This is a genomic window from Pseudonocardia sp. T1-2H, from assembly GCF_038039215.1.
Classification (GTDB): Bacteria; Actinomycetota; Actinomycetes; order Mycobacteriales; family Pseudonocardiaceae; genus Pseudonocardia.
In genome coordinates this window covers 4234856-4252724 of sequence record NZ_JBBPCL010000001.1, presented here as the reverse complement: position 1 = coordinate 4252724, position 17869 = coordinate 4234856, and the positions used below count along the sequence as shown (strand labels likewise).

Sequence of the window (17869 nt, the reverse complement as noted above, 5' to 3'; positions counted from 1 at the left end):
GGGTCGAGACTTCTCAGCCGGTCTCCCCGGCCTCCTCGATCCCACGCCGGACCTGCTCCAGCAGCGTGTCCAGACCCTGGAGCTCCGGGTCGAGCTCGACGGCGCGCGGCGCCACGTCGCGCAGCGCGTCGATCGTGGCGAGCGAGAGCGCCACGGCCTCGCCCGGGCGGCCGTCGCCGAGCAGCGACTCGATCTGTTGGGCGAGGGAGCCCAGCGTCGACGAGTCGGTGTCGGGCACGAGGTAGCCTTCGAGCCCTGGCGGGTACGGCGTGCGCTCGCGCAGCTCGCGCAGCGCGGTGATGACCGCGCTCGAGCCGCTGAGCCCGTCGAGGAGCCCGATCAGCCGGTAGAGCCGCGCCGCCGCGCGCGGCCGGCCCGGATGCTCGTCGAGCCAGCCGAGCAGGGCGTCGTCCCCGCCGAGGTGCCGGACGAGCCGGGTCAGGTGCCCGGCGATGTCAGGCGGCAGAGAGGCGTGCCACGGCAGCACGGTGGCCACCTGGTCGGCGAGCGCGGCGACGGCCTGCGGGTCGGCGTCGCCGCTGACGACGGCGTCGACCAGCTCGGGGTCCAGCCGGAAGACCGAGACCGGACCGCCCGGCTCCGTCACGGAACCGCGGGGCGGAGAGTCACGGCGAGCACCGCGAGCGTCACGCCGTAGACCACCGCGAACGCCCCGAGCAGCACCGTCAGCCCGATCGCGCTGATCGCCGGCTGGAGCAGGATGAGGATCCCCGCGACCACCGCGAGGACGCCGGCCAGCGCGAGCAGCCAGACGCGGCCGCCCGCCCTCCGCAACCGGAACGCCGTTCCGATCTCGGCCGCCCCCGTCACCAGGGCCCAGATGCCCACGACGACGGCGAGGACGATCACGGTGATGCTCGGCCAGAGGAGCGCCAGCACTCCGGCGGCGATGCCTGCGAGTCCGCTCAACAGACCCCACCACCAGCGTGACCGCCCGCGGTTCCGGACCGCGTCGACCACGCTCGCCACGCCCTCGAGAATCGCGTAGATCCCGAACGCGATGGCCAGGGCCAGCACCGTCAGGTCGGGCCACAACAGCGCGACGAGTCCGAAGGCCACCGCCAGGACGGCCCGGACGACGAGGACCGTCCGGGCCGCGGTGACCCCCCGCACCAGCGGGTCGGTCACCGGATCGTCGATCAGCGGCGGGGCCGAGTTCTTCAGCTTCATGACGAACCTCCCGAGGGCACGCGACGCGCCCCTACACACCAGGGATGATGCGACCGCGAGCGCGACCGCGGCTTGGGCCTGGGAGGGCGACGTGGGGTGCCGGGACTGCCCCGCCGGGACGGGCGGACGCCGCTCTTCGACGCACCGGGCCCCGGCGCCCCGTCCTTCGGCTCGTCGCGCGTGACGCCGGCGGGGGAGGGACGACGGCCACGGAATCCTGCCCCGTCGGGCCGACTCGCGGCGGCGGTCTTCGTCCCACCGGAACCGTGCGGACGGGCGCGCCGCGGTCGACGATCGTCCTGCCCGCCCGACCCACTCTCCGCAAAGGCGATACCCATGACTGCGACCCGCCAGGACCCCTTCGCCGAGACCGAGGAGGTCGCGGCCGCCATCGAGCGGGAGCGGCTCCTCCTGGTGCGCTGCGTCGAGACCGCCTACGAGTCGCTGCGCCTGATGCCGGGCGTCGACACGTCGGGTCGGACCCTCGTGTGGTTCGCCGGCCGTCTGCTGCTCGCCCACGAGCGCGCGAGCGGCGGGCGGGACGGGAGCGGCGCGAGCCAAGGCTGAGGCTCCGGCCACCGGCCGGAACACCGGACCAGCAGCGTGGCGGAACCTGCTCGGTCACGCCCTCCCGTCGACGTGCGCGCCCGGCAGTGCCGCGTCCACCCAGTCCCGCAGCTCGGCGGCGGGCGCGACGGCGTAGCGGTGGTCGACGAGCTCCCCGCGGCGCAGGACCAGGAGCGTCGGGACGCCGCGTACCGCGAACCGCTGTGTCTCCTGGGGCGCCGCGACCACGTCCACCTCCACCAGCTTGAGCTCGCCCGGGCGGGTCAGCGCCAACCGCTCGAGGGCCGGCCGCGCCAGCCAGCTGAGCCCGCACCAGCGCGCCCACACGACCACGAGCACGGGCACCGACGCCTGCTCGGCGACCGGCGCGAAGTCTTCGTCGCGCGCGGCGGCGATCCAGGGCAGCGCGTGCCGGCAGCTCCCGCACACCGGCACCCCCGTCCCGGCGGCCGGCACCCGGTTGCGCCGGCCGCACCGGGGGCAGCCGACGATGCCGGAGCGCGTCTCGGCCAGCGCGAGGCTCTCGCCGAGCCGCCGGAAGACCTGGGTCAGCACCTCGAGGCTGGCATCCGCCGGCGTCTCGACGACGATATGGAGACGGGCAGGGGCGGTCACGTCGCGGGCCGGGGCGGTCACGGAGCCTCCTGCGGGTCAGCCGGCCGGGCGTGCGGGCAGGGGGAAGCGGAGCGTGGCGGCGGTGACGTGCTCGCGCAACGGGGTGTCCGCCGCGACGTGCTCGACGCCCCCGCCCTCGTCGATGACGGCCTGGACGAGCTCGTCGACGACGTCCGGCGTGGGGCGGAGCCCGCCCGCACACCGGGCACTGCTCGCCCTCGACCGCCAGGTAGCCGTCCGTGTCGCAGACCACGCCCGGCTGCACGACCTCCTCCTGGACGAGTAGCTGCCCGACGGCGGCGGTGGCGCCGGCCCACAGGCAGTCCGGCAGCCCGACGACCGCGAGCCCGCCCGCCGCGTGCCGCTCGAGGGTCTCGGCCACGAGCCGCCGCTCCTCCGCCCGCTCGTAGCGCTCCACCACCTCCCCGGCGCGGTCGCGGATCGTCCCGAGGTCGTCCTCGCGGGGGTGCACGGAGAACGTCCCCGCCACGCGCTCCCGCACGTCCCGGGAAAGGTGGCCGAGGAACTCCGCGACCTCGTGCTCGTGGCCGCCGACGGCGACGATGTCGAACTCGTGGCGCCGGGCCTGCTCGTCCAGCCGCTCGGCCACCGCGCGGTAGTGGCGTTTCGCCAGGAGCTCGGCCTTGTTGTGGGTGGTGTGCTCCCGCATCCCGGCCGCGTAGTCGGGCTTGCGCAGCGTTCGGTCCCGGATCGGTGCGCCGAGCTCCGCCATCTCGTCCTGGTAGAGGTCGAAGAACCGGGCGATCCCGCGGTCGACCACCACGACCCGGCAGCGGTGGTACTCGTCGAGGACGGCCACGAGCGGTCGGACCCACGCCGTCTCGTCGGTCACGTTCCGGTCGTGCACCGGTCGCGGCAGCTCGACGTCCTCGAACACGTCCCGTCCGGAGCAGGAGAAGAACGCGACCGCCTGCGGGTGCAGGCGCTCCACCTTCGCAGCCTCCGCGATGCGCTCCACGTCGGTGCGCAGGGACAACCGGGCGTCCCGGGTCAGCGCAGGGTCCTTGATGAGCAGCCGCACGTCGTGCAGCTGCTCGTCCACCCGGCTCGGGAAGGCCCTGCGGTCGTCGGGGTCGTACTTCACGTACACGCTCAGTATCGGCAGCCCGTCACCGTGCAGGCGCAGGATCCGATCGACCGTCTCGACCTCCAGCATCGCGGTCCTCCTCTGCTGACCGGCCCGGGGGGATGGTCGTCAGCGCGTACGGCTCGGTGGCCGGCTCCCTGCCGGCGGAACCTACGGTGCCAGCGGAGCGGGGCGGGCTGATCGGCCCGGCGTGGCCGACCTGCCGGGCCCCGGTCGTCCCGGCAGGCCGAGGACGGGGCTCCCCGGCTCCCTACGAGTCCGGCAACCGCCAGCCGCTCTCGCCCGGGATGCGCAGGGCCTCGCTCGGCCCCCACGACCCGCGCGGATAGGTCCTCGGCTTCGGCGGGTCCCGCAGCAGCGGGTCGCACAGCTGCCACAGCAACTCGACCTGCTCGGTGCTGATGAACAGCGTCGGGTCTCCGCGCATCACGTCGAGCAGCAGGCGCTCGTAGGCCTCGAGCGGCTCCGCGCCGGGGAACGCCTCGATCAGGTCGACCCGCATCCGGGCGCGACCGAGCGTGAGCCGGGGGCCGGGCACCTTGGACCGGACGTCGGTGAAGACCCGCGGGTCGTCGGTGAGCTCGAGGATCAGCTCGTTGCAGGCGTCGTCGACGTCCCCGGGGAACACCTTGAGCGGGGGCTGCTTGAACCCGATCGTGATCGTGCGCCGGCTCTCGGCGAGCGCCTTGCCCGTCCGCAGGTAGAAGGGGACCCCGATCCAGCGCCAGTCGTCGACGTAGACCTCCATCGCGACGAACGTCTCGACGGTCGAGGACGTGTCCACCCCTGCCTCGTCGCGGTACCCCTCGTACTGGCCGAAGACGACCCGGTCGGGATCGAGGGGGCGGAACGAGCGGAAGACCTTGGTGATCTCCTGGTTCAGGAATTCGGCCTCCAGCCGCGACGGTGGGTCCAGCGCCACGAAGCCGAGCAGCTGGAACAGGTGGGTCGAGATCATGTCCCGGAACGTCCCGGTGGACTCCATGAACCCGGCCCGGCCCTGGATGTCGAGCTCCTCCGGCACGTCGATCTGCACGTAGCAGACGTGCCGGTGGTTCCACACCGACGCGAACAGACCGTTGGCGAAGCGCAGGGCCAGGATGTTCTGCACGGCCTCCTTGCCGAGGAAGTGATCGATCCGGTAGATCTGCCGCTCGTCGAAGACCTCGTGCAGCGTGGCGTTGAGCTTCCTGGCGGACTCCAGGTCCGTGCCGAACGGCTTCTCCAGCACCACCTTGGCCGACTCGTTCACCCCGAACCCGCCGATCATCCGCACGACGGACTCCGTGGCCGACGGGGGAACAGCCAGGTAGTACAGGCACGCGGCATCGCGGCCCAGCTCCTCGACCGCGGCCGACACCGCCCGGCCGAGCTCGGTGCCGCCGTCCTCCGAGGTCGCCACGAAGCTGATCCGCTCGGCGAACTCCCGCCACCCAGCGGGATCGATCACGGTGCCCCGGTGGAGCTCCAGCGCCGCCTGGATCGTCGCCACGAACGTGTCCGAGGTGTCGGGAGCCTCTCGACCGGAGCAGACGATGCGGAACTCGTGGGGCAGCAGGTCGAGCTGCCATAGCCGGAACAACGCCGGGAACAGCTTGCGTCGCGCCAGGTCACCGGTCGCGCCCAGCACGACGAGGACATGAGGGCCCGGCCGATCCAGGTCGTCGGCAGGCCGGGCGGGCGAGGACCCGGGCGACATCGTCTCGGTGTGCATGCACGACCTTTCCTCGGTGATCGACGCGTGCCGCGCGGGGACGCGGACCTCAGCCGTTCGCGCGCTCGTCGTCGTCCGGTTCGCGGACCACCAGCACGGGGATCGTGGCCCGCTTGAGCAGGTCCTTCGTCGTGCTGCCGACGAGCAGCTCGGCGAGGGCCCCGCGCCGGTGCGCCCCGACCACGACCACCGGCGCGTCCTGCTCCTCGGCCACCCGGAGCAGGGTCGTCGCGATCGGGAGGTCGTCGGCGACGGCGAGGCCGACGGCCTTGAGCCCCGCCTCCCGGGCGAGGACGACGCCCTTCTGCGCCAGTCGCTTCGCCTGCTGCACCACCTCCTCCTCGGCCAGCAGCGCGTTGCGGATCTCCACCTCGGTGACCGGGAGCCCGGCGGCGAACACCGGGGCCACCGCCGTCCCGAACGCCTCGCCCTCCTCGACGACGACCACCACGAGCGCCGGGCGCGGGGCGAGCAGTTCTCCCGCCTGGCGCAGCGCCCGCTCCGCCGCGGGGGTCCCGTCGAACCCGATCACCGCCGGTCCCGATGCCATCGCCAGCTCCTTCCGCCGGTTCCCGGGCAACGGTGGCGTTCACGGTCCGGCGGTGCGTCGACCTGTACGGGCGAACCCGGCGTCGGCGACTCGGCCCGGCAGGACGGTCGCAGGCTCACCCGAGCCCTGCCCGGTCCAGCGCGTCCTCGGCCGAGTCGATGTGCCGCAGCGCCTCCGTGAGCGCGGCGGCGGCCAGCCCGGTCGGCGCCGTCCCCGGCGAGAAGTCCGCGTCGAGCAGGTCGTGGACATCGCCGAGCAGCCGGTAGGCGTGGCTGCGGGCCTCCTCGAAAGCCTGCATGTCGTGCGGTCGCACGGGAACCTCCCGACGGGGATCGACGAGGGAACCTCTCGGTGCCGCTCAGGCGAGCGCGGCCTCGACCGCGGCCAGGATCGGACCCGGCCGGGCCGGCACCGCGACGCCGCGCACGAAGACGCTCGGCGTCCCCGCCACGCCGCGCTCGGTGGCCCGCTGGGTGACGAACGGCGGCCAGGGCAGATAGGTGCCCTGCCGGATCGTCTCGGGGAACTGGGGGTCGGTGATGCCGATCGTCTGACCGAGTTCGACGAGCTGCCCGTCGGTGAGGCCGGGCCCGCCCTCGGGCGGCTGGTACTCGAACAGGGTCCGGGCGTACTGGTGGAACTTGCCCGCGTCCGAGGCCGCCCCCGAGGCCGCCGCGGCGCGCGTCGAGTACTCGGTGGTGGAGACCGCGTCGAGGAAGTCCATCGGGTGGCGGACGAAGCTGATGATCCGGTCCTCGAGCAGCCGGTCCAGGGTCGGCCCCGCCATCAGCTCGAACTGCTTGCAGAAGGGACAACCGAAGTCGATGTAGGCCTCGACGTCCACCGCCCCGGCACCGACGACGATGCCGTCCCCCTCGGGGGTGGCGCCGCGCGGGACACGGACCGGTGGGGCGGCGGCTCTGCTCGCAGACATGCCGACCATGCTGCTCGTGGTGGCCCCGCCGGTCACCGGTCCGGCGAGCCCAGGTGCCGCGCCGCCGTTGGCCCTCGGAGGTCGGTCCCGTCAGGGCTCCAGCGGCGGCACGAGTTCCGGCAGGTCGCGCTCGTCGCCGATCGTCGTCTCGTCCCCGTGCCCGGGCAGGACGCGCGTCTGCGGCGGGAGCCCCAGCACCCTTTCGCGCAGCGACCGGGCGATCGGCGGGTACCGGCTCACCGTCCGGTCCACGCGCAGCGGGCCGCCCTTGAGCAGCATGTCGCCGGTGAACACGACGTCGAGTGCGGGCACGTACAGGCACACCGAGCCGGGCGTGTGGCCCGGGGTGTGCAGCACCCGGACCTGGACGTGCGCGACGGCGATCTCCTCCTCGTGCGCGAGGTCCTCGTCGGGTCCGTGGTCGGGGTGGATCTCGTCCCACAGGGACCGATCGTCCTCGTTCACCATGGTCGGCGCCCCGACCGCGTCGGCCAGTGCCACCGCCTGGTCCGCGTGGTTGCGGTGCGCGTGCGTGCACGCGACCCCGACCACCCGCCGGTCGCCGACCGCGGCGCGGATCGGCGCGGCGTCGTGCGCGGCGTCGACCACGAGGACCTGCTCCTCGTCGCCGAGCAGCCACGTGGTGGTCTCCACCCGCGGACCGTCGTCACCCGCGACCGTCGCGACGGTGACCACCCGATCGATGCGTGGGAACACGGCCCCTCCTCTCCTCAGCCGGTCCGGGCGGTGCCGAGCAGCGGGCGGTAGTCGTCCGGCAGCTGCACGGTGATGTCGAAGAACTCGTCACCGACGATGGTGCGCAGCACGGCGAACACCGCAGGGGTGAGGCGTACCGCGACGCCCAGCGGCAGGTCGGCCCGCCGGGCGACGCGCTGGACGAACTCTTCGAGTCCCATCCGGCGGGACTGGTCGTCGGCGTCGCGGCCGCGGTGCAGCGGGGGGTGCAGGGCCACCGGCAGCCGGGTCGCGAGGTCGTCGGAGTCGCCGGGGGCGATGCGTTCCGCGAGCGTCTCGAGCACCGCCTCGGTCAGCCTCCGCGCGGCGTCCTGGTCGAGCCCGCTCTTCGCGGCGACCGCGCGGACCACGGCGTCGACGGACGGCACGAACGTCTCCGCGTCCAGCAGGGCGTCGTAGTGCCTCCCGAGCTGGGCGCGGACGTCGGCGTACTCGTCGTCGCCGATGGCCTGCCGCAACGCGATGAACACGGCCCGGGTGTGCCGCTCGGCGGTGACCGGATCGGTGCCCTCCTGCTCGCCGACCCGGCGCAGGAACTCCTCCGGCGGGAAGGACTCCGGGCTGCCGGGCGACCAGGCGAACGCCTGCAGCTCCGGAGGGAGGCGCCGCAGCACGTCGGCGGCCTCGCCGCGGGTCACGTGCCGTCCCAGCACCGTGAGGACGGCCTCGGACGCGCGCTCGGCGGTGTCCGGGTCGACCTCGGCGATCTGGGCGACCATGGTCAGGAACTGCTGATGGTCCATCGGGCTCCTCCTGCGTCAGCGCCGGCCGGTGATCCAGTCCCAGGCGCGGCGCAGCCCGGCCTCGAGCGGGGTCTCGGGCCCGCGGGGGTGGTCGTCCCGGGGCGGAGGACCGGGTTCGGTGGGCTCGTGCAGGTCGTCGACCCCGACCGCCAGCAGCACCGCGCGCTCGTGGAGCCCGGCGATCTGGTCGCGATCGGCGTAGCGGTGCGCTCCGGGCAGCGGGTGCGTGTGCACGACGACACCGTGAAAGAGGTCGAGGTCGACGTCGGCGACCACGTGGTCGACCACCCCGACCCGGCGACGGTCCGGGTCGAGGACGGGAGTGCCCTCGGCGAGGGCGAGGTAGGCGATCGGACGTCCGAGGCCCGCCACCTCCCCGCGCACACCCGGTCCCACGTCGTCGCGCTCCACGCCCGACATCCTGGGAACGCCGGCCCGCGTGCGCACCGTCATGGGACGGCCAACCGCGGCCGGTCCGCTCGGTCCGCCAGGCCGGGTCCCGTCCGGAGGAGGCCGGTTGGCGGCGCGTTCCGGGCGAGCAGAATCCCGGCCATGGCCGATGACCCGACCGAGCCGGAACCGGCGTCCCCGCTGCACGAGGACCACGTCGACGCCCTCGCCGTCGCCGGGGACGAGGGGGACGGTGGCGAGACCGAGGAGTCCGAGAAGGAGGGGCGGCCGAAGGAAGGCGGGCCCGACTCCGGTGTGAGCGGCGAATGGCGGGGTGACGCCGGGCCCGACTTGCCGACCTGATCCGCCCGGTCCCGCCGACCGCTCCGCGGCCGTCTCCCGTGCTGCCATAAAGTTCCCGGGGAGTGCGAACCGGACGAAGGAGAGCACGACCCGATGCCGCGCATCCCGCTGATCATCGACACCGACCCGGGCGTGGACGATGCGGTGGCGCTGGTCCTCGCGATGCAGAGTCCCGAGGCGGACGTGCGGGCGGTGACCGTCCCGTTCGGCAACGTCGAGATCGAGAAGACGTTCCTCAACGCCCGGCGCGTGCTCGCGCTCGCCGGACGCACCGACGTGCCCGTCGCGGCGGGGGCGGCGAGGTCGCTCGTCCACCTGCAGGACGAGTGGGCGCCGGAGTGGCACGGCGTCGACTGCCTGGGCATGCGGTCCGCGGACTTCCCGGCCCCCGTCGCCGCGGACCCGCGGAGCGCGGTCGCGTTGATGTGCGACGTGCTGGCGGAGGCCACCGAACCGGTGACGATCGCGACGATCGGGCCCCTGACCAACGTGGCGCTGCTACTGGCGGTACATCCCGAGCTGGTGCCCCGGATCAGCCGCATCGTGGCGATGGCGGGCTCACTCGGGGCGGGCAACACCCGAGGCCGCGCCGAGTTCAACGTCTCGGCGGACCCCGAGGCCGCGCACCGGGTGCTCACCCAGCCGGAGGTCCCGGTGACGTTGGTGCCGCTGGACCTCACCATGCGCTGCCTGGCCGATGCGACGTGGCTCGACGCGCTGGCCGCGAGCGGACCCCGGTGCGCCACGCTGGCAGGAGTTCTGGAGCTCTACCGCGCGGCGTTCCGGGAGCGCTACGGCGTGGACGCGGTGGCGTTGCACGACGCGCTGGCGGTGCTGGAGGCGATCCTCCCCGGGACCTTGCGGACGACGTCGATGCCTATCCGGGTGGCTTGCGATCTCGGGCCGGCCCGCGGGGCGACGATCCCGGACGGCCGTCCGGAGGCGGCGGGCCCGGCCGTGCACGTGGCGCTGGACGCCGACACCGACGCGGTGCTCACCGAGATCCTCGACCGAGTCCGCCGCCTCGGCTGAGGCTCTCGCGCCGGGGAGGACGAGCGGCACGCTCCCGCCGTCACGGGGGGTCGCCGTCGGTCCGGCCCTAGCGTCGTGATCGACGGGCCGACGCCCACCACAGACCGCCGAGCGTTCCGGCGGCGGCACCCCAGAGGAAGGTGCTCAGCGCCATCGTCGTCACGCCGGCGAGGATGCCGACGGTGCCCACCAGGATGAGCACCCCGGCACCCAGCAGCTCCGCGTACCGGTCGGAGCCGCCGTCGCCACCGCGCGGCGGCCCGGACGGCGGCGGGGCAGCGGCCGCGCTGACGGGCTCGGCCTGCGGCTTCTCTGGAGCGAGGCGCGCCAGTTGGCGGGCCAGGCCCGGGTCGTCACGTTCCATGCGTTGCTCGATGTCTCTGAGCGCGCGCCTCTCGTCACCGCTGAGCACACTGCTTCCCCTCTCCTGATAGCGCTTGAGCTACCCCACGAGACGGCGGGCATCCCCTCGGGCGGGGGATTGCCCGTCCCGGCGGCAGGAGTGGGCCGGGGCGGGTAGCCGCCGGTCGGCGGCGGGTCAAGGGGGCGGAACGGGTACGCGGGCCCCGATGAAAGGAATTCCGATGTCCGAGACCGTGCACAAACTGACCGCGGGCGCCCGGGCCGAGGCGGACCTCTACCGCCAGGGCGAGGAGCGCCCGTTGACCGGGTACGTCCTGGTGATGGCGGTGTTCGCCGCCCTCGTCGCCGGCGCTGCCGGGCTGGCCGCGGCGACGGGACGCCGCCTGCCGTCCGGCCTCGACGGCCGCGACCTGCTGCTGATGGCCGCCGGCACCCACAAGTTGTCGCGCACCCTCACCAAGGACGCCGTGACCAGCCCCCTGCGCGCCCCGTTCACCGAGTACTCGGGGACGGGCGGACCCGCGGAGGTGATGGAGGAGGTGCGCACCGCGAACGGGTTGCGGCACAGCATCGGCGAGCTGATCACCTGCCCGTTCTGCCTGGACCTGTGGATCGCCACCGGGTTCGCCGTGGGGCTCGTCTTCGCCCCGCGGCACACCCGCTTCGTGATGGGCGCGTTCACCGCGCTGACCGGAGCGGACTTCCTGCACCTGGCGTACGCCCGGGCCCAGCAGTCGGCGTGAGACGAACGGCCCGCGCCACAGGGCCGGCGCACCCCACCCGGACGCCCGGCGGTGGTTGGGCCGTCACTGCGTGGGTAGGACGCCGACACCCCCGGAACGACCGGGGCGGACCCGCCATGAAGGAGGCCATCGTGGCACAGCCCACCCAGATCGATGTCATCGACGAGCTGACGACGGACCACCGCGAGGCGCTCGAGCTGCTTGGGCGGATCGCGAACAGCAGCGACCCCGCCGAGAAGCGGGACCTCGCGGACACCGTGATCGCTGAGGTGGTCCGGCACTCGGTTGCGGAGGAGATGTACGTCTACCCGATGATGAAGGAACACCTGCCCGACGGCGAGCGGACCGTGGAGCACGACGCCGAGGAGCACAAGCAGCTCGAGAAGATCATGAAGCAGCTCGAGGGGGCCGACCCGGCCGACGCCCGGTTCGAGACCCTGGTCCGGGACATGACCGAGACGCTCCGACACCACGCGAACGCCGAGGAGACGGAGCAGTTCCCGCGGCTGCGCGAGTCCGTTCCGCGCGACAAGCTCGTCGAGCTCCGGGAGAAGGTGGACACGGCGAAGAAGATCGCGCCGACCCGGCCGCACCCCAATGCACCGAACAACGAGCTCTTCCACAAGGTCGTCGGGCCCGGCGTCGGGATGGTGGATCGGCTGCGGGACAAGCTCACCGGCCGCGACACGGGCTGACGTCCACCGCGCAGCCCGCCCGGGCCCGTCGACCCGGGCGGGCGGCGCCGGACGCAAAGCCGCCGCGTCGGCGCATCACGCTCGCGCGACGGGGTAGCCGCCCGGTCTGAGGAGTCCACACCAGGAGGAGAAGACGCTGATGCCCGGAACCTGGCTCCTGGGACAGCGGACCGGGTCCGACGGCGGGGAGGCCGGCGAGATCCGGACCGAGCCCCCTCGCGCGGTCCTGCTGGCGCTCCGCCCGGCCGGGCCCCGTCCGGGTACCGACGGCGACGACGACGGAGACCCCTCCCTCGCCGAGCTGGCCCGCCTCGCCGAGACCGACGGGCTCGCGGTCGTCGGCGAGCTCACCCAGACCCGCCGGTCTCCCGATCCCGCGACCTACCTGGGGTCCGGGAAGGTCGAGGAGCTCGCCCGGCTGGTGGAGCAGGAGGCGGCGGACCTGGTGATCGTCGACGGCGAGCCGACCCCGGCCCAGGTCCGCGGGCTCGAGGACCGCACGGGGGTGCGGGTCGCCGACCGGACCGCCCTGATCCTGGACATCTTCGCCGAGCACGCGCACTCCCGTGAGGGCAAGGCCCAGGTCGAGCTCGCCCAGCTGGCCTACCAGCTGCCCAGGCTGCGCGGCGGCGGACAGGGCCTGTCCCGGGTCGGCGGCGGCCGGGTGGCGGGCGGCGCCGGCATCGGCGTCCGCGGCCCGGGCGAACAGCGCCTGGAGACCCAGCGCCGGCGGTTGCGGCAGCGGATGTCCGTGCTGCGCGACCAGATCGGCCGCCTGGCGCGGCGCCGGGAGACCACCCGGGCCCGCCGTGCCCGCAACCGGATCCCGTCGGTGGCCATCACCGGCTACACGAACGCGGGCAAGTCCTCGCTGCTCAACCGGCTCGCCACGGCGGACGCGCTGGTCGAGGACGCCCTGTTCGCGACGCTCGACCCGCTGGTGCGCCGCACCCGCCTCCCGGACGGCACCACCGCCACCCTCATCGACACCGTCGGCTTCGTCCGGCACCTGCCCCACCAGCTCGTCGACGCGTTCCGGTCCACCCTCGACGAGATCGCCACCGCCGACCTCGTCCTGCACGTCGTCGACGCCTCCGCCCCGGACGCCATCGACCAGATCACGACGGTGCGGGGCGTCCTGCACGAGATCGACGCCGCGCACCGGCCCGAGCTGCTCGCCCTCAACAAGATCGACCTCGCCGCACCCGACCGGGTCGCCGCGCTGGAGCGTGCCTACCCGGGGTCGGTCCCCGTTTCCGCGGCGACGGGCGAAGGCCTCGACCGGCTCCGCGAGGAGATCGAGAAGCGGCTTCGCGACCTCCAGGGGTGACGGGAGCCCCGATCGCCCCGGGCCCGGCGCCGAGGAGGCAGGGGCGGCCGTATCGAGTCGCGGTGGCGCGGGCTCGTCGCCCGGTCGTGCTGGGTGGCCCCGTCGAGCGACACCGCCCGGCGAAACGACCGCAGCAGGTGCTGCGGCGACCGGTCGGTGTCGAGGCCGCGATGGCGGGCTCCCGGACGCCGGCCGATCGCCGGGCGAGCTACCCGCGCGCGAGAATCGACGTTCCGATGTCCGCGATGTCCCGCTCCGCGGTGAACGGGTTCGACAGGAACACGCTCAGCATGTCCACGCCCGCCTCGAGCATGCCCTGGGCCTTCTCCCAGATCTCGTCGGGGGAGCCGTAGAGGCACCAGTAGTCGCACAGCTGCTTGGTGATCAGCGGCCGGTGCGAGTCGTCGAGCCCCTTCTGGTACTTCGACCAGGTGTCGAGGTAGTGCGGTTGCTCGGCGGCGTTCGGGTCGCCCAGGTAGGCGGTGGCCGCCGTCGCGCTGGCCTCGACGATCGAGGGGTCGAGCTCGGCGGCGTGCTCGCGCATGAACCCGATGTTGGTCAGGCACGAGCTGATCGGGCCGGAGGCGAAGCCGTGGTCGACGCCGTCCTCCCAGGTCTCGCCGTTGCGCAGCTGGTAGAACCAGCTCACCGCGACGAGCTTGACCGAACCGGGCGGCCGGCCGGCGTCGGCGACCGCCTTGTCCAGCTCCCGGCGCACCAGTTTGATCATCTCGGGGTCCGGCCCGAGGCAGTAGGCCACGTAGTCCGCGTAGCGGGCGGCCACCTTGATGCCGCGCGGGCCACCGGCCGCCATCCACACCGGGACCGGGTCGTCGAGGTTGTACCAGCTGCCGTCCTTGTCGAGGAACTCCAGCTCGCGCTCCCTGCCGCGCCACTTCTCGGTGACCCGCTGGCCTGCGAGCAGGCCGGTGGTGACCCGGAGCGCGTCGTCGAGCTGGGCGATGCTCGCCGGGCTGTGGCCCATCGAGCGCAGCGCGTTGTTCGCCGTGCCGATGCCGAGGAAGGTGCGGCCGGGGGCGAGGGCGTTCAGCGTGGCGTGCGAGTTGGCCGTCACGGCGGGGATGCGGGTCAGCGGGTTGGTGACCCAGGTGCCGAGGTTGATCGTGGACGTCTCCCGGGCGGCGAGCGCCAGGTACTGGTAGGGGTCGCTGAACAGCAGCGGCCCCTCGCCGACACCGAAGTGCGTGACCCCGGTGTCCTCGGCCTGCTTGACGATGCCGACCTGGTCGATCTTGGCGCATGTGCCGATGAAGAACTCCATCAACTGCTCCTTTGCAGTAGAGAGGCGTGCGAGCGGCTCACCAGGGGGCGGAGAGCAGCCATTCCTGTGGGGCGGACGCGGCGGCGCGTTCCCAGTCGGGGCCGGGAAGGTCGAGGAACGCGCCCTGGGCGTAGAGCAGCGGCTCGCCCGCGTGCACCGCCACCGCGTCGACCAGGCCGAGGACGATCACGTGGTCCCCGCCGTCGCGGATCTCGTGCACCGCGCAGTCGAGGTGGGCGATCGCGCCGTCGAGGTGCGGGCCGTAGCGGCCGGGGGAGTGGGCGACGCCCGCGAACCGGTCCGCCGGCCGCGCGAAGTCACGGGCGAGCACCCCCTGGTCCGAGGCGAGGATGCTGACCCCGAACCCCGGCGCGGACGTCAGCGCGCGGTGCATCGACCGGTCCCGGCCGAGGCAGGCGAGCACCAGCGGCGGGTCGAGCGAGAGCGAGCAGAACGCGCTCACCGTGCAGCCGACCGGCCCCGCGTCGGTGGTCGTCGTGATCACGGTGACGCCGGTGGCGAACTGGCCGAGCGCGTGCCGGAAGTGGCCGGGCTCCACCGTCCGCCGGGCCGCCGTCACGGTGCCGGGGTGTCGGGATCGCCGGCGAGCGCCAGCGCCCGGTCGACCAGACGGAAGCACTCGGACTTGTCGTAGGCCAGGTAGTTCATGGCGAGGATGCGCACCGGGTCGCCGGCGTAGTAGCGCTCGTACTGCACTGCGCGCTGTCCGAACGCGTCGCCGCACAGGTCCCAGGCCAGCTTGTAGAGCCGGATCCGGTCCACGGCGGACATCTCGGCGCCGCGGTAGTAGCGCGCGATGTCGTCGGCGATCGGCGAGCCGAAGTCCTCGGCCGAGGGCATCATCAGCAGCCCGCCCGCGCCGAGGGTCTGCAGCACCTCGACCAGCTTGGGGTACTGCGTGGCCAGCACCACCCGCAGCGTCTGCAGCGCGTTGAACCGGGGTCGGACCGTGCCCGTCGCGGTGGTCTCGTACTCGGCCTCGGCCGCGACGAGCAGCGCGTGCGCCTGCTCGACGGCGGCGATGCACTCGCCGAGCTTCTGCTGCACGTGCAGGAAGCCGTCGATCTTCACCGACTGGCTGAGCTTCATCGCCAGCCCGGTGACGAACTGCAGCTTGACCAGGCCGCGGACGCCGGTCTGGTGCGCGGTGTGCTGGCGCAGGTCGGTCTCGGCGTAGAGGGCGTTGGCCAGTTCCACGTCGCCGTGCAGGAACACCCGGTCCCACGGCACCAGCACGTCATCGAACACGACGAGGCAGTCCGCCTCCTCGAAGTGGGAGGAGAGCGGGTGATCGAACGGGTGCCGGGTGCCGTCGTCGAAGGGGGCGCGAGAGATCAGTCGCAGGCCGGGGGTGTCGATCGGGATCGCGAAGCAGGCGGCGTGGCGCTCGTCGCCGGGGCGCAGGCCGGGCAGGCTGTAGATGATCAGCTCATCGGCCATCGGGGCGAGCGTCGCCAGCATCCGGGCACCGCGGACGACCAGTCCCTCGGCGGTCTCGGACACCACGCCCATGTGCAGGAACTGCTCCTGCTGCTCCGACGCGCCCTTCGACCGGTCGGTCTGCGGGGTGATCAGCGCGTGGGTGAGGAACAGGTCGTTGTCGCGGACGTAGGAGTAGTAGCGCGCGATGTTGTCCGCGTACCGCTGCCCGAGCCTGGCGAACACGCCGGGGGACTCGGTGAACGCCATCAGCGTGGTGTTCAGGAAGTCCGGCGAGCGGCCCATCAGGCCCAGCGTCGGTTCGGCCCACGCCCGGTACGCGGCCCGCCTCGTGGCCAGGTCCTCCGGTGTGCGGCAGGGCAGGAACGCGCGTCCGACCCGGGCCCCGTCGGGACCCGGTGCGGTGAGCACCGGGGCGAAGCTCGGGATCGTGCTGCAGGTCGTAGAGCCGGGCGATCTGCTCGATCGGCCGACGCAAGGCGGGATGCGTGGTGACGTCGTCGACGCGCTCGCCCCGCAACCACACCTCGCGGGGGTGTTTCTGCAGGTTCTCGACGTACTGCGCACCGGTACGGACGGGCATCGACGGTCCCTTCTCAGGCCGGAGCAACTGGAATGCTAGCGTGCTTGATGACCGTAACGCCCGTCACACGAACGGGCAAGCACGTCCTTGACAGGCGACTCAGGCCACGTGTTGCATGCAAGCATTCTAGGAGGCCAACGGTGGCCTCGTAGGCGTCGAAAGGTGTCCGGGAATGCGGTTGGGAACCTTCCTGCTGCCCAGTGCAGCGGCGACTCCGGAGCAGTACCGGCAGGGCTACGCCGGGGCGAATCCGAACTTCTACCAACGCGCGCTCTTCGAGAACGCCGCTGTGCTGCGTCAGCTCGACGACCTCGGCTTCGACTTCGCGGCCTTCTCCGAGCACCACTTCCATCTCGAGGGCCTCGAGATGTCGAACAACCCGATCCTGCTCGGCGCGTGGGCCGCGGGGATCACGAAGAAGCTGCGCCTCGGGCAGATGGCGACGGTCCTGCCGGCCCGCAACCCGGTGCTGGTGGCCGAGGACCTGGCCATGCTCGACCACTTCAGCGGGGGCCGGATGCTCGCCGGGTTCGCCCGCGGCTACCAGAGCAGGCACGTCACCACGATCGGCCAGAAGAACGGCGCGGTCGCGACGTACGCGACGGACCCGCAGTACGCCGAGCACGACGCGATCAACCGCGAGCTGTTCGAGGAGGCCTACCAGGTCGTGCGGGGCCTCTGGGCGAACCGCGAGTTCTCCTTCGAGGGCAGGCACTGGCAGGTGCCGCCCCGCGGGATCACCTGGGACCACCCGGGGACGCGCGAGATGGCACCGTCCACGGTGGGCGCCGACGGCACCGTGGAGAAGATCGGCATCGCACCGAACACCCTGCAGGACCCGGCCTCGATCGAGCTGATGGTGCCCTTCACGCTCAGCCCCAACACCATCCGGTGGGCGGCGCGCGAGGGCGGGTGGCCGATCATCTTCAGCCCGATCGAGGAGACGGTGAAGGCCTGCCTCGACGCCTACCACGACGAGGCGAAGCTCCGGGACCCGTCGATCGGCTGGGGCCAGAACGTCGGGCACTTCCGCGAGGTCGTCGTGGCCGACACCGACGAGGAGGCCATGGCGATCGGCGAGGACGCCCTGGGCTTCATCTGGCCGGCCTGGCACGACCACTTCGGGTTCAACGAGGCCCTGCGCTACCCGGGCGAGGAGGGGCCGATCGCGAACAACTACCGGACCATGGTCGACCGCGGATACTCGATCATCGGCTCGGTCGACACCGTGGCCCGCAAGCTCGAGAAGACCATCGAGATGTTCGGCATCGAACTGCTCGTGCTGTGGATGGGCATCGGCCCCGCGCCCGTCGACAAGATGCTGCGCAGCAACGAGCTACTGGTCGAGAAGGTCCTGCCGAAGATCGGCATCAAGCTCGACCGGTTCGAGCCGACCCTGCGCCCGGAGTTCGCCACGCCGAAGTGGACCGACGACCCCACCCGCTGACC

At 72.9% G+C, this 17869-nt stretch carries 22 protein-coding genes and 2 pseudogenes; 8 read left to right on the top strand and 16 right to left on the bottom strand.

Translation table 11 applies throughout. The features are described from left to right. Nucleotides 1-13: 13 nt before the first annotated feature. On the bottom strand, nt 14-607 hold the full coding sequence (locus WBK50_RS20915) for a hypothetical protein (protein ID WP_341337222.1): 594 nt from the start codon (nt 605-607) through the stop codon (nt 14-16). Further along, a complete protein-coding gene (locus tag WBK50_RS20910; protein WP_341337221.1) occupies nt 604-1191 on the bottom strand; it encodes an HdeD family acid-resistance protein in 588 nt (195 codons plus the stop codon). The genes WBK50_RS20915 and WBK50_RS20910 overlap by 4 nt, the downstream gene beginning before the upstream one ends. 336 nt (nt 1192-1527) lie before the next feature. Here WBK50_RS20910 and WBK50_RS20905 point away from each other — a divergent pair, with 336 nt between their 5' ends. Further along, the gene (locus WBK50_RS20905; protein WP_341337220.1) at nt 1528-1758 is read left to right on the top strand and encodes a hypothetical protein; all 231 of its coding nucleotides are present in this window, start codon (nt 1528-1530) and stop codon (nt 1756-1758) included. Nucleotides 1759-1812: 54 nt separating this feature from the next. Here WBK50_RS20905 and WBK50_RS20900 read toward each other — a convergent pair whose 3' ends face one another. Then, complete coding sequence (locus tag WBK50_RS20900) at nt 1813-2394, bottom strand: thioredoxin family protein (RefSeq protein WP_341337219.1); 582 nt, start codon at nt 2392-2394, stop codon at nt 1813-1815. Between the two features lie 52 nt (nt 2395-2446). Between WBK50_RS20900 and WBK50_RS20895 the strand changes: the two genes are divergently transcribed. Further along, complete coding sequence (locus tag WBK50_RS20895) at nt 2447-2659, top strand: hypothetical protein (protein ID WP_341337218.1); 213 nt, start codon at nt 2447-2449, stop codon at nt 2657-2659. An 84-nt stretch (nt 2660-2743) separates the two neighbouring features. On the opposite strand, the pseudogene WBK50_RS35245 reads toward WBK50_RS20895, so the two are convergent. The 8 genes and pseudogenes from WBK50_RS35245 to WBK50_RS20860 all read right to left on the bottom strand — a co-directional run. After that, nucleotides 2744-3550: pseudogene (locus WBK50_RS35245) on the bottom strand (baeRF10 domain-containing protein); the annotation flags it as partial. Nucleotides 3551-3731: 181 nt separating this feature from the next. After that, a complete protein-coding gene (gene zwf, locus WBK50_RS20890) occupies nt 3732-5195 on the bottom strand; it encodes a glucose-6-phosphate dehydrogenase (RefSeq protein ID WP_341337217.1) in 1464 nt (487 codons plus the stop codon). Nucleotides 5196-5244: 49 nt separating this feature from the next. Further along, the gene (locus WBK50_RS20885; protein WP_341337216.1) at nt 5245-5745 is read right to left on the bottom strand and encodes a universal stress protein; all 501 of its coding nucleotides are present in this window, start codon (nt 5743-5745) and stop codon (nt 5245-5247) included. Nucleotides 5746-5860: 115 nt separating this feature from the next. Next, nucleotides 5861-6058 (bottom strand): hypothetical protein, encoded by a 198-nt coding sequence (locus WBK50_RS20880; RefSeq protein ID WP_341337215.1) that lies wholly within the window; start codon nt 6056-6058, stop codon nt 5861-5863. A gap of 45 nt (nt 6059-6103) precedes the next feature. Beyond that, nucleotides 6104-6679 (bottom strand): DsbA family protein, encoded by a 576-nt coding sequence (locus tag WBK50_RS20875; protein ID WP_341337214.1) that lies wholly within the window; start codon nt 6677-6679, stop codon nt 6104-6106. Between the two features lie 90 nt (nt 6680-6769). Continuing rightward, the gene (locus WBK50_RS20870; RefSeq protein WP_341337213.1) at nt 6770-7396 is read right to left on the bottom strand and encodes an MBL fold metallo-hydrolase; all 627 of its coding nucleotides are present in this window, start codon (nt 7394-7396) and stop codon (nt 6770-6772) included. A gap of 14 nt (nt 7397-7410) precedes the next feature. Next, entirely contained in the window at nt 7411-8178 is a 768-nt protein-coding gene (locus WBK50_RS20865) for a DUF2267 domain-containing protein (RefSeq protein WP_341337212.1), read from the bottom strand. 15 nt (nt 8179-8193) lie between these two features. Then, nucleotides 8194-8589 carry a PRC-barrel domain containing protein gene (locus tag WBK50_RS20860; RefSeq protein WP_341337211.1) on the bottom strand — a complete coding sequence of 132 codons (396 nt, stop codon included), beginning with the start codon at nt 8587-8589 and terminating at the stop codon, nt 8194-8196. 141 nt (nt 8590-8730) lie between these two features. Here WBK50_RS20860 and WBK50_RS20855 point away from each other — a divergent pair, with 141 nt between their 5' ends. Together WBK50_RS20855 and WBK50_RS20850 are read left to right on the top strand one after the other, a co-directional pair. Next, entirely contained in the window at nt 8731-8931 is a 201-nt protein-coding gene (locus WBK50_RS20855) for a hypothetical protein (protein WP_341337210.1), read from the top strand. A gap of 93 nt (nt 8932-9024) precedes the next feature. After that, on the top strand, nt 9025-9963 hold the full coding sequence (locus tag WBK50_RS20850; RefSeq protein ID WP_341337209.1) for a nucleoside hydrolase: 939 nt from the start codon (nt 9025-9027) through the stop codon (nt 9961-9963). Nucleotides 9964-10030: 67 nt separating this feature from the next. Here the strand turns inward: WBK50_RS20850 and WBK50_RS20845 are convergent, their stop codons facing one another. After that, nucleotides 10031-10375 carry a DUF3040 domain-containing protein gene (locus WBK50_RS20845; protein ID WP_341337208.1) on the bottom strand — a complete coding sequence of 115 codons (345 nt, stop codon included), beginning with the start codon at nt 10373-10375 and terminating at the stop codon, nt 10031-10033. A 172-nt stretch (nt 10376-10547) separates the two neighbouring features. On the opposite strand from WBK50_RS20845, the gene WBK50_RS20840 reads away from it, so the two are divergent. The 3 genes from WBK50_RS20840 to hflX all read left to right on the top strand — a co-directional run bounded on the left by WBK50_RS20840 (nt 10548) and on the right by hflX (nt 13094). Then, entirely contained in the window at nt 10548-11069 is a 522-nt protein-coding gene (locus WBK50_RS20840) for a DUF1360 domain-containing protein (RefSeq protein WP_341337207.1), read from the top strand. Nucleotides 11070-11200: 131 nt separating this feature from the next. Continuing rightward, the gene (locus WBK50_RS20835; protein ID WP_341337206.1) at nt 11201-11764 is read left to right on the top strand and encodes a hemerythrin domain-containing protein; all 564 of its coding nucleotides are present in this window, start codon (nt 11201-11203) and stop codon (nt 11762-11764) included. Between the two features lie 139 nt (nt 11765-11903). Further along, nucleotides 11904-13094 carry a GTPase HflX gene (hflX, locus tag WBK50_RS20830; protein ID WP_341337205.1) on the top strand — a complete coding sequence of 397 codons (1191 nt, stop codon included), beginning with the start codon at nt 11904-11906 and terminating at the stop codon, nt 13092-13094. Nucleotides 13095-13302: 208 nt separating this feature from the next. Here hflX and WBK50_RS20825 read toward each other — a convergent pair whose 3' ends face one another. The 4 genes and pseudogenes from WBK50_RS20825 to WBK50_RS35240 all read right to left on the bottom strand — a co-directional run. After that, nucleotides 13303-14376 (bottom strand): LLM class flavin-dependent oxidoreductase, encoded by a 1074-nt coding sequence (locus WBK50_RS20825; RefSeq protein WP_341337204.1) that lies wholly within the window; start codon nt 14374-14376, stop codon nt 13303-13305. Between the two features lie 37 nt (nt 14377-14413). Next, nucleotides 14414-14956, bottom strand: coding sequence for a flavin reductase family protein (locus WBK50_RS20820; RefSeq protein ID WP_341337203.1), 543 nt, complete (start codon nt 14954-14956; stop codon nt 14414-14416). After that, the gene (locus WBK50_RS20815) at nt 14953-16248 is read right to left on the bottom strand and encodes a 4-hydroxyphenylacetate 3-hydroxylase family protein (RefSeq protein ID WP_341337202.1); all 1296 of its coding nucleotides are present in this window, start codon (nt 16246-16248) and stop codon (nt 14953-14955) included. The genes WBK50_RS20820 and WBK50_RS20815 overlap by 4 nt, the downstream gene beginning before the upstream one ends. 76 nt (nt 16249-16324) lie before the next feature. Further along, a pseudogene (locus WBK50_RS35240) lies at nt 16325-16420 on the bottom strand (hypothetical protein); the annotation flags it as partial. Nucleotides 16421-16592: 172 nt separating this feature from the next. On the opposite strand from WBK50_RS35240, the gene WBK50_RS20805 reads away from it, so the two are divergent. After that, nucleotides 16593-17867, top strand: coding sequence for an LLM class flavin-dependent oxidoreductase (locus tag WBK50_RS20805; protein WP_341337200.1), 1275 nt, complete (start codon nt 16593-16595; stop codon nt 17865-17867). Nucleotides 17868-17869: the final 2 nt, after the last annotated feature.

Excerpts from the sequence above, each read along its gene's own strand:
- WBK50_RS20855 (WP_341337210.1), top strand. The coding sequence starts at position 8,731 with ATGGCCGATGACCCGACCGAGCCGGAACCGGCGTCCCCGCTGCACGAG.
- hflX (WP_341337205.1), top strand. The coding sequence starts at position 11,904 with ATGCCCGGAACCTGGCTCCTGGGACAGCGGACCGGGTCCGACGGCGGG.
- WBK50_RS20875 (WP_341337214.1), bottom strand. The coding sequence starts at position 6,679 with ATGTCTGCGAGCAGAGCCGCCGCCCCACCGGTCCGTGTCCCGCGCGGC.
- WBK50_RS20905 (WP_341337220.1), top strand. The coding sequence starts at position 1,528 with ATGACTGCGACCCGCCAGGACCCCTTCGCCGAGACCGAGGAGGTCGCG.
- WBK50_RS20865 (WP_341337212.1), bottom strand. The coding sequence starts at position 8,178 with ATGGACCATCAGCAGTTCCTGACCATGGTCGCCCAGATCGCCGAGGTC.
- WBK50_RS20840 (WP_341337207.1), top strand. The coding sequence starts at position 10,548 with ATGTCCGAGACCGTGCACAAACTGACCGCGGGCGCCCGGGCCGAGGCG.
- WBK50_RS20825 (WP_341337204.1), bottom strand. The coding sequence starts at position 14,376 with ATGGAGTTCTTCATCGGCACATGCGCCAAGATCGACCAGGTCGGCATC.
- WBK50_RS20850 (WP_341337209.1), top strand. The coding sequence starts at position 9,025 with ATGCCGCGCATCCCGCTGATCATCGACACCGACCCGGGCGTGGACGAT.
- zwf (WP_341337217.1), bottom strand. The coding sequence starts at position 5,195 with ATGCACACCGAGACGATGTCGCCCGGGTCCTCGCCCGCCCGGCCTGCC.
- WBK50_RS20885 (WP_341337216.1), bottom strand. The coding sequence starts at position 5,745 with ATGGCATCGGGACCGGCGGTGATCGGGTTCGACGGGACCCCCGCGGCG.
- WBK50_RS20910 (WP_341337221.1), bottom strand. The coding sequence starts at position 1,191 with ATGAAGCTGAAGAACTCGGCCCCGCCGCTGATCGACGATCCGGTGACC.
- WBK50_RS20805 (WP_341337200.1), top strand. The coding sequence starts at position 16,593 with ATGCGGTTGGGAACCTTCCTGCTGCCCAGTGCAGCGGCGACTCCGGAG.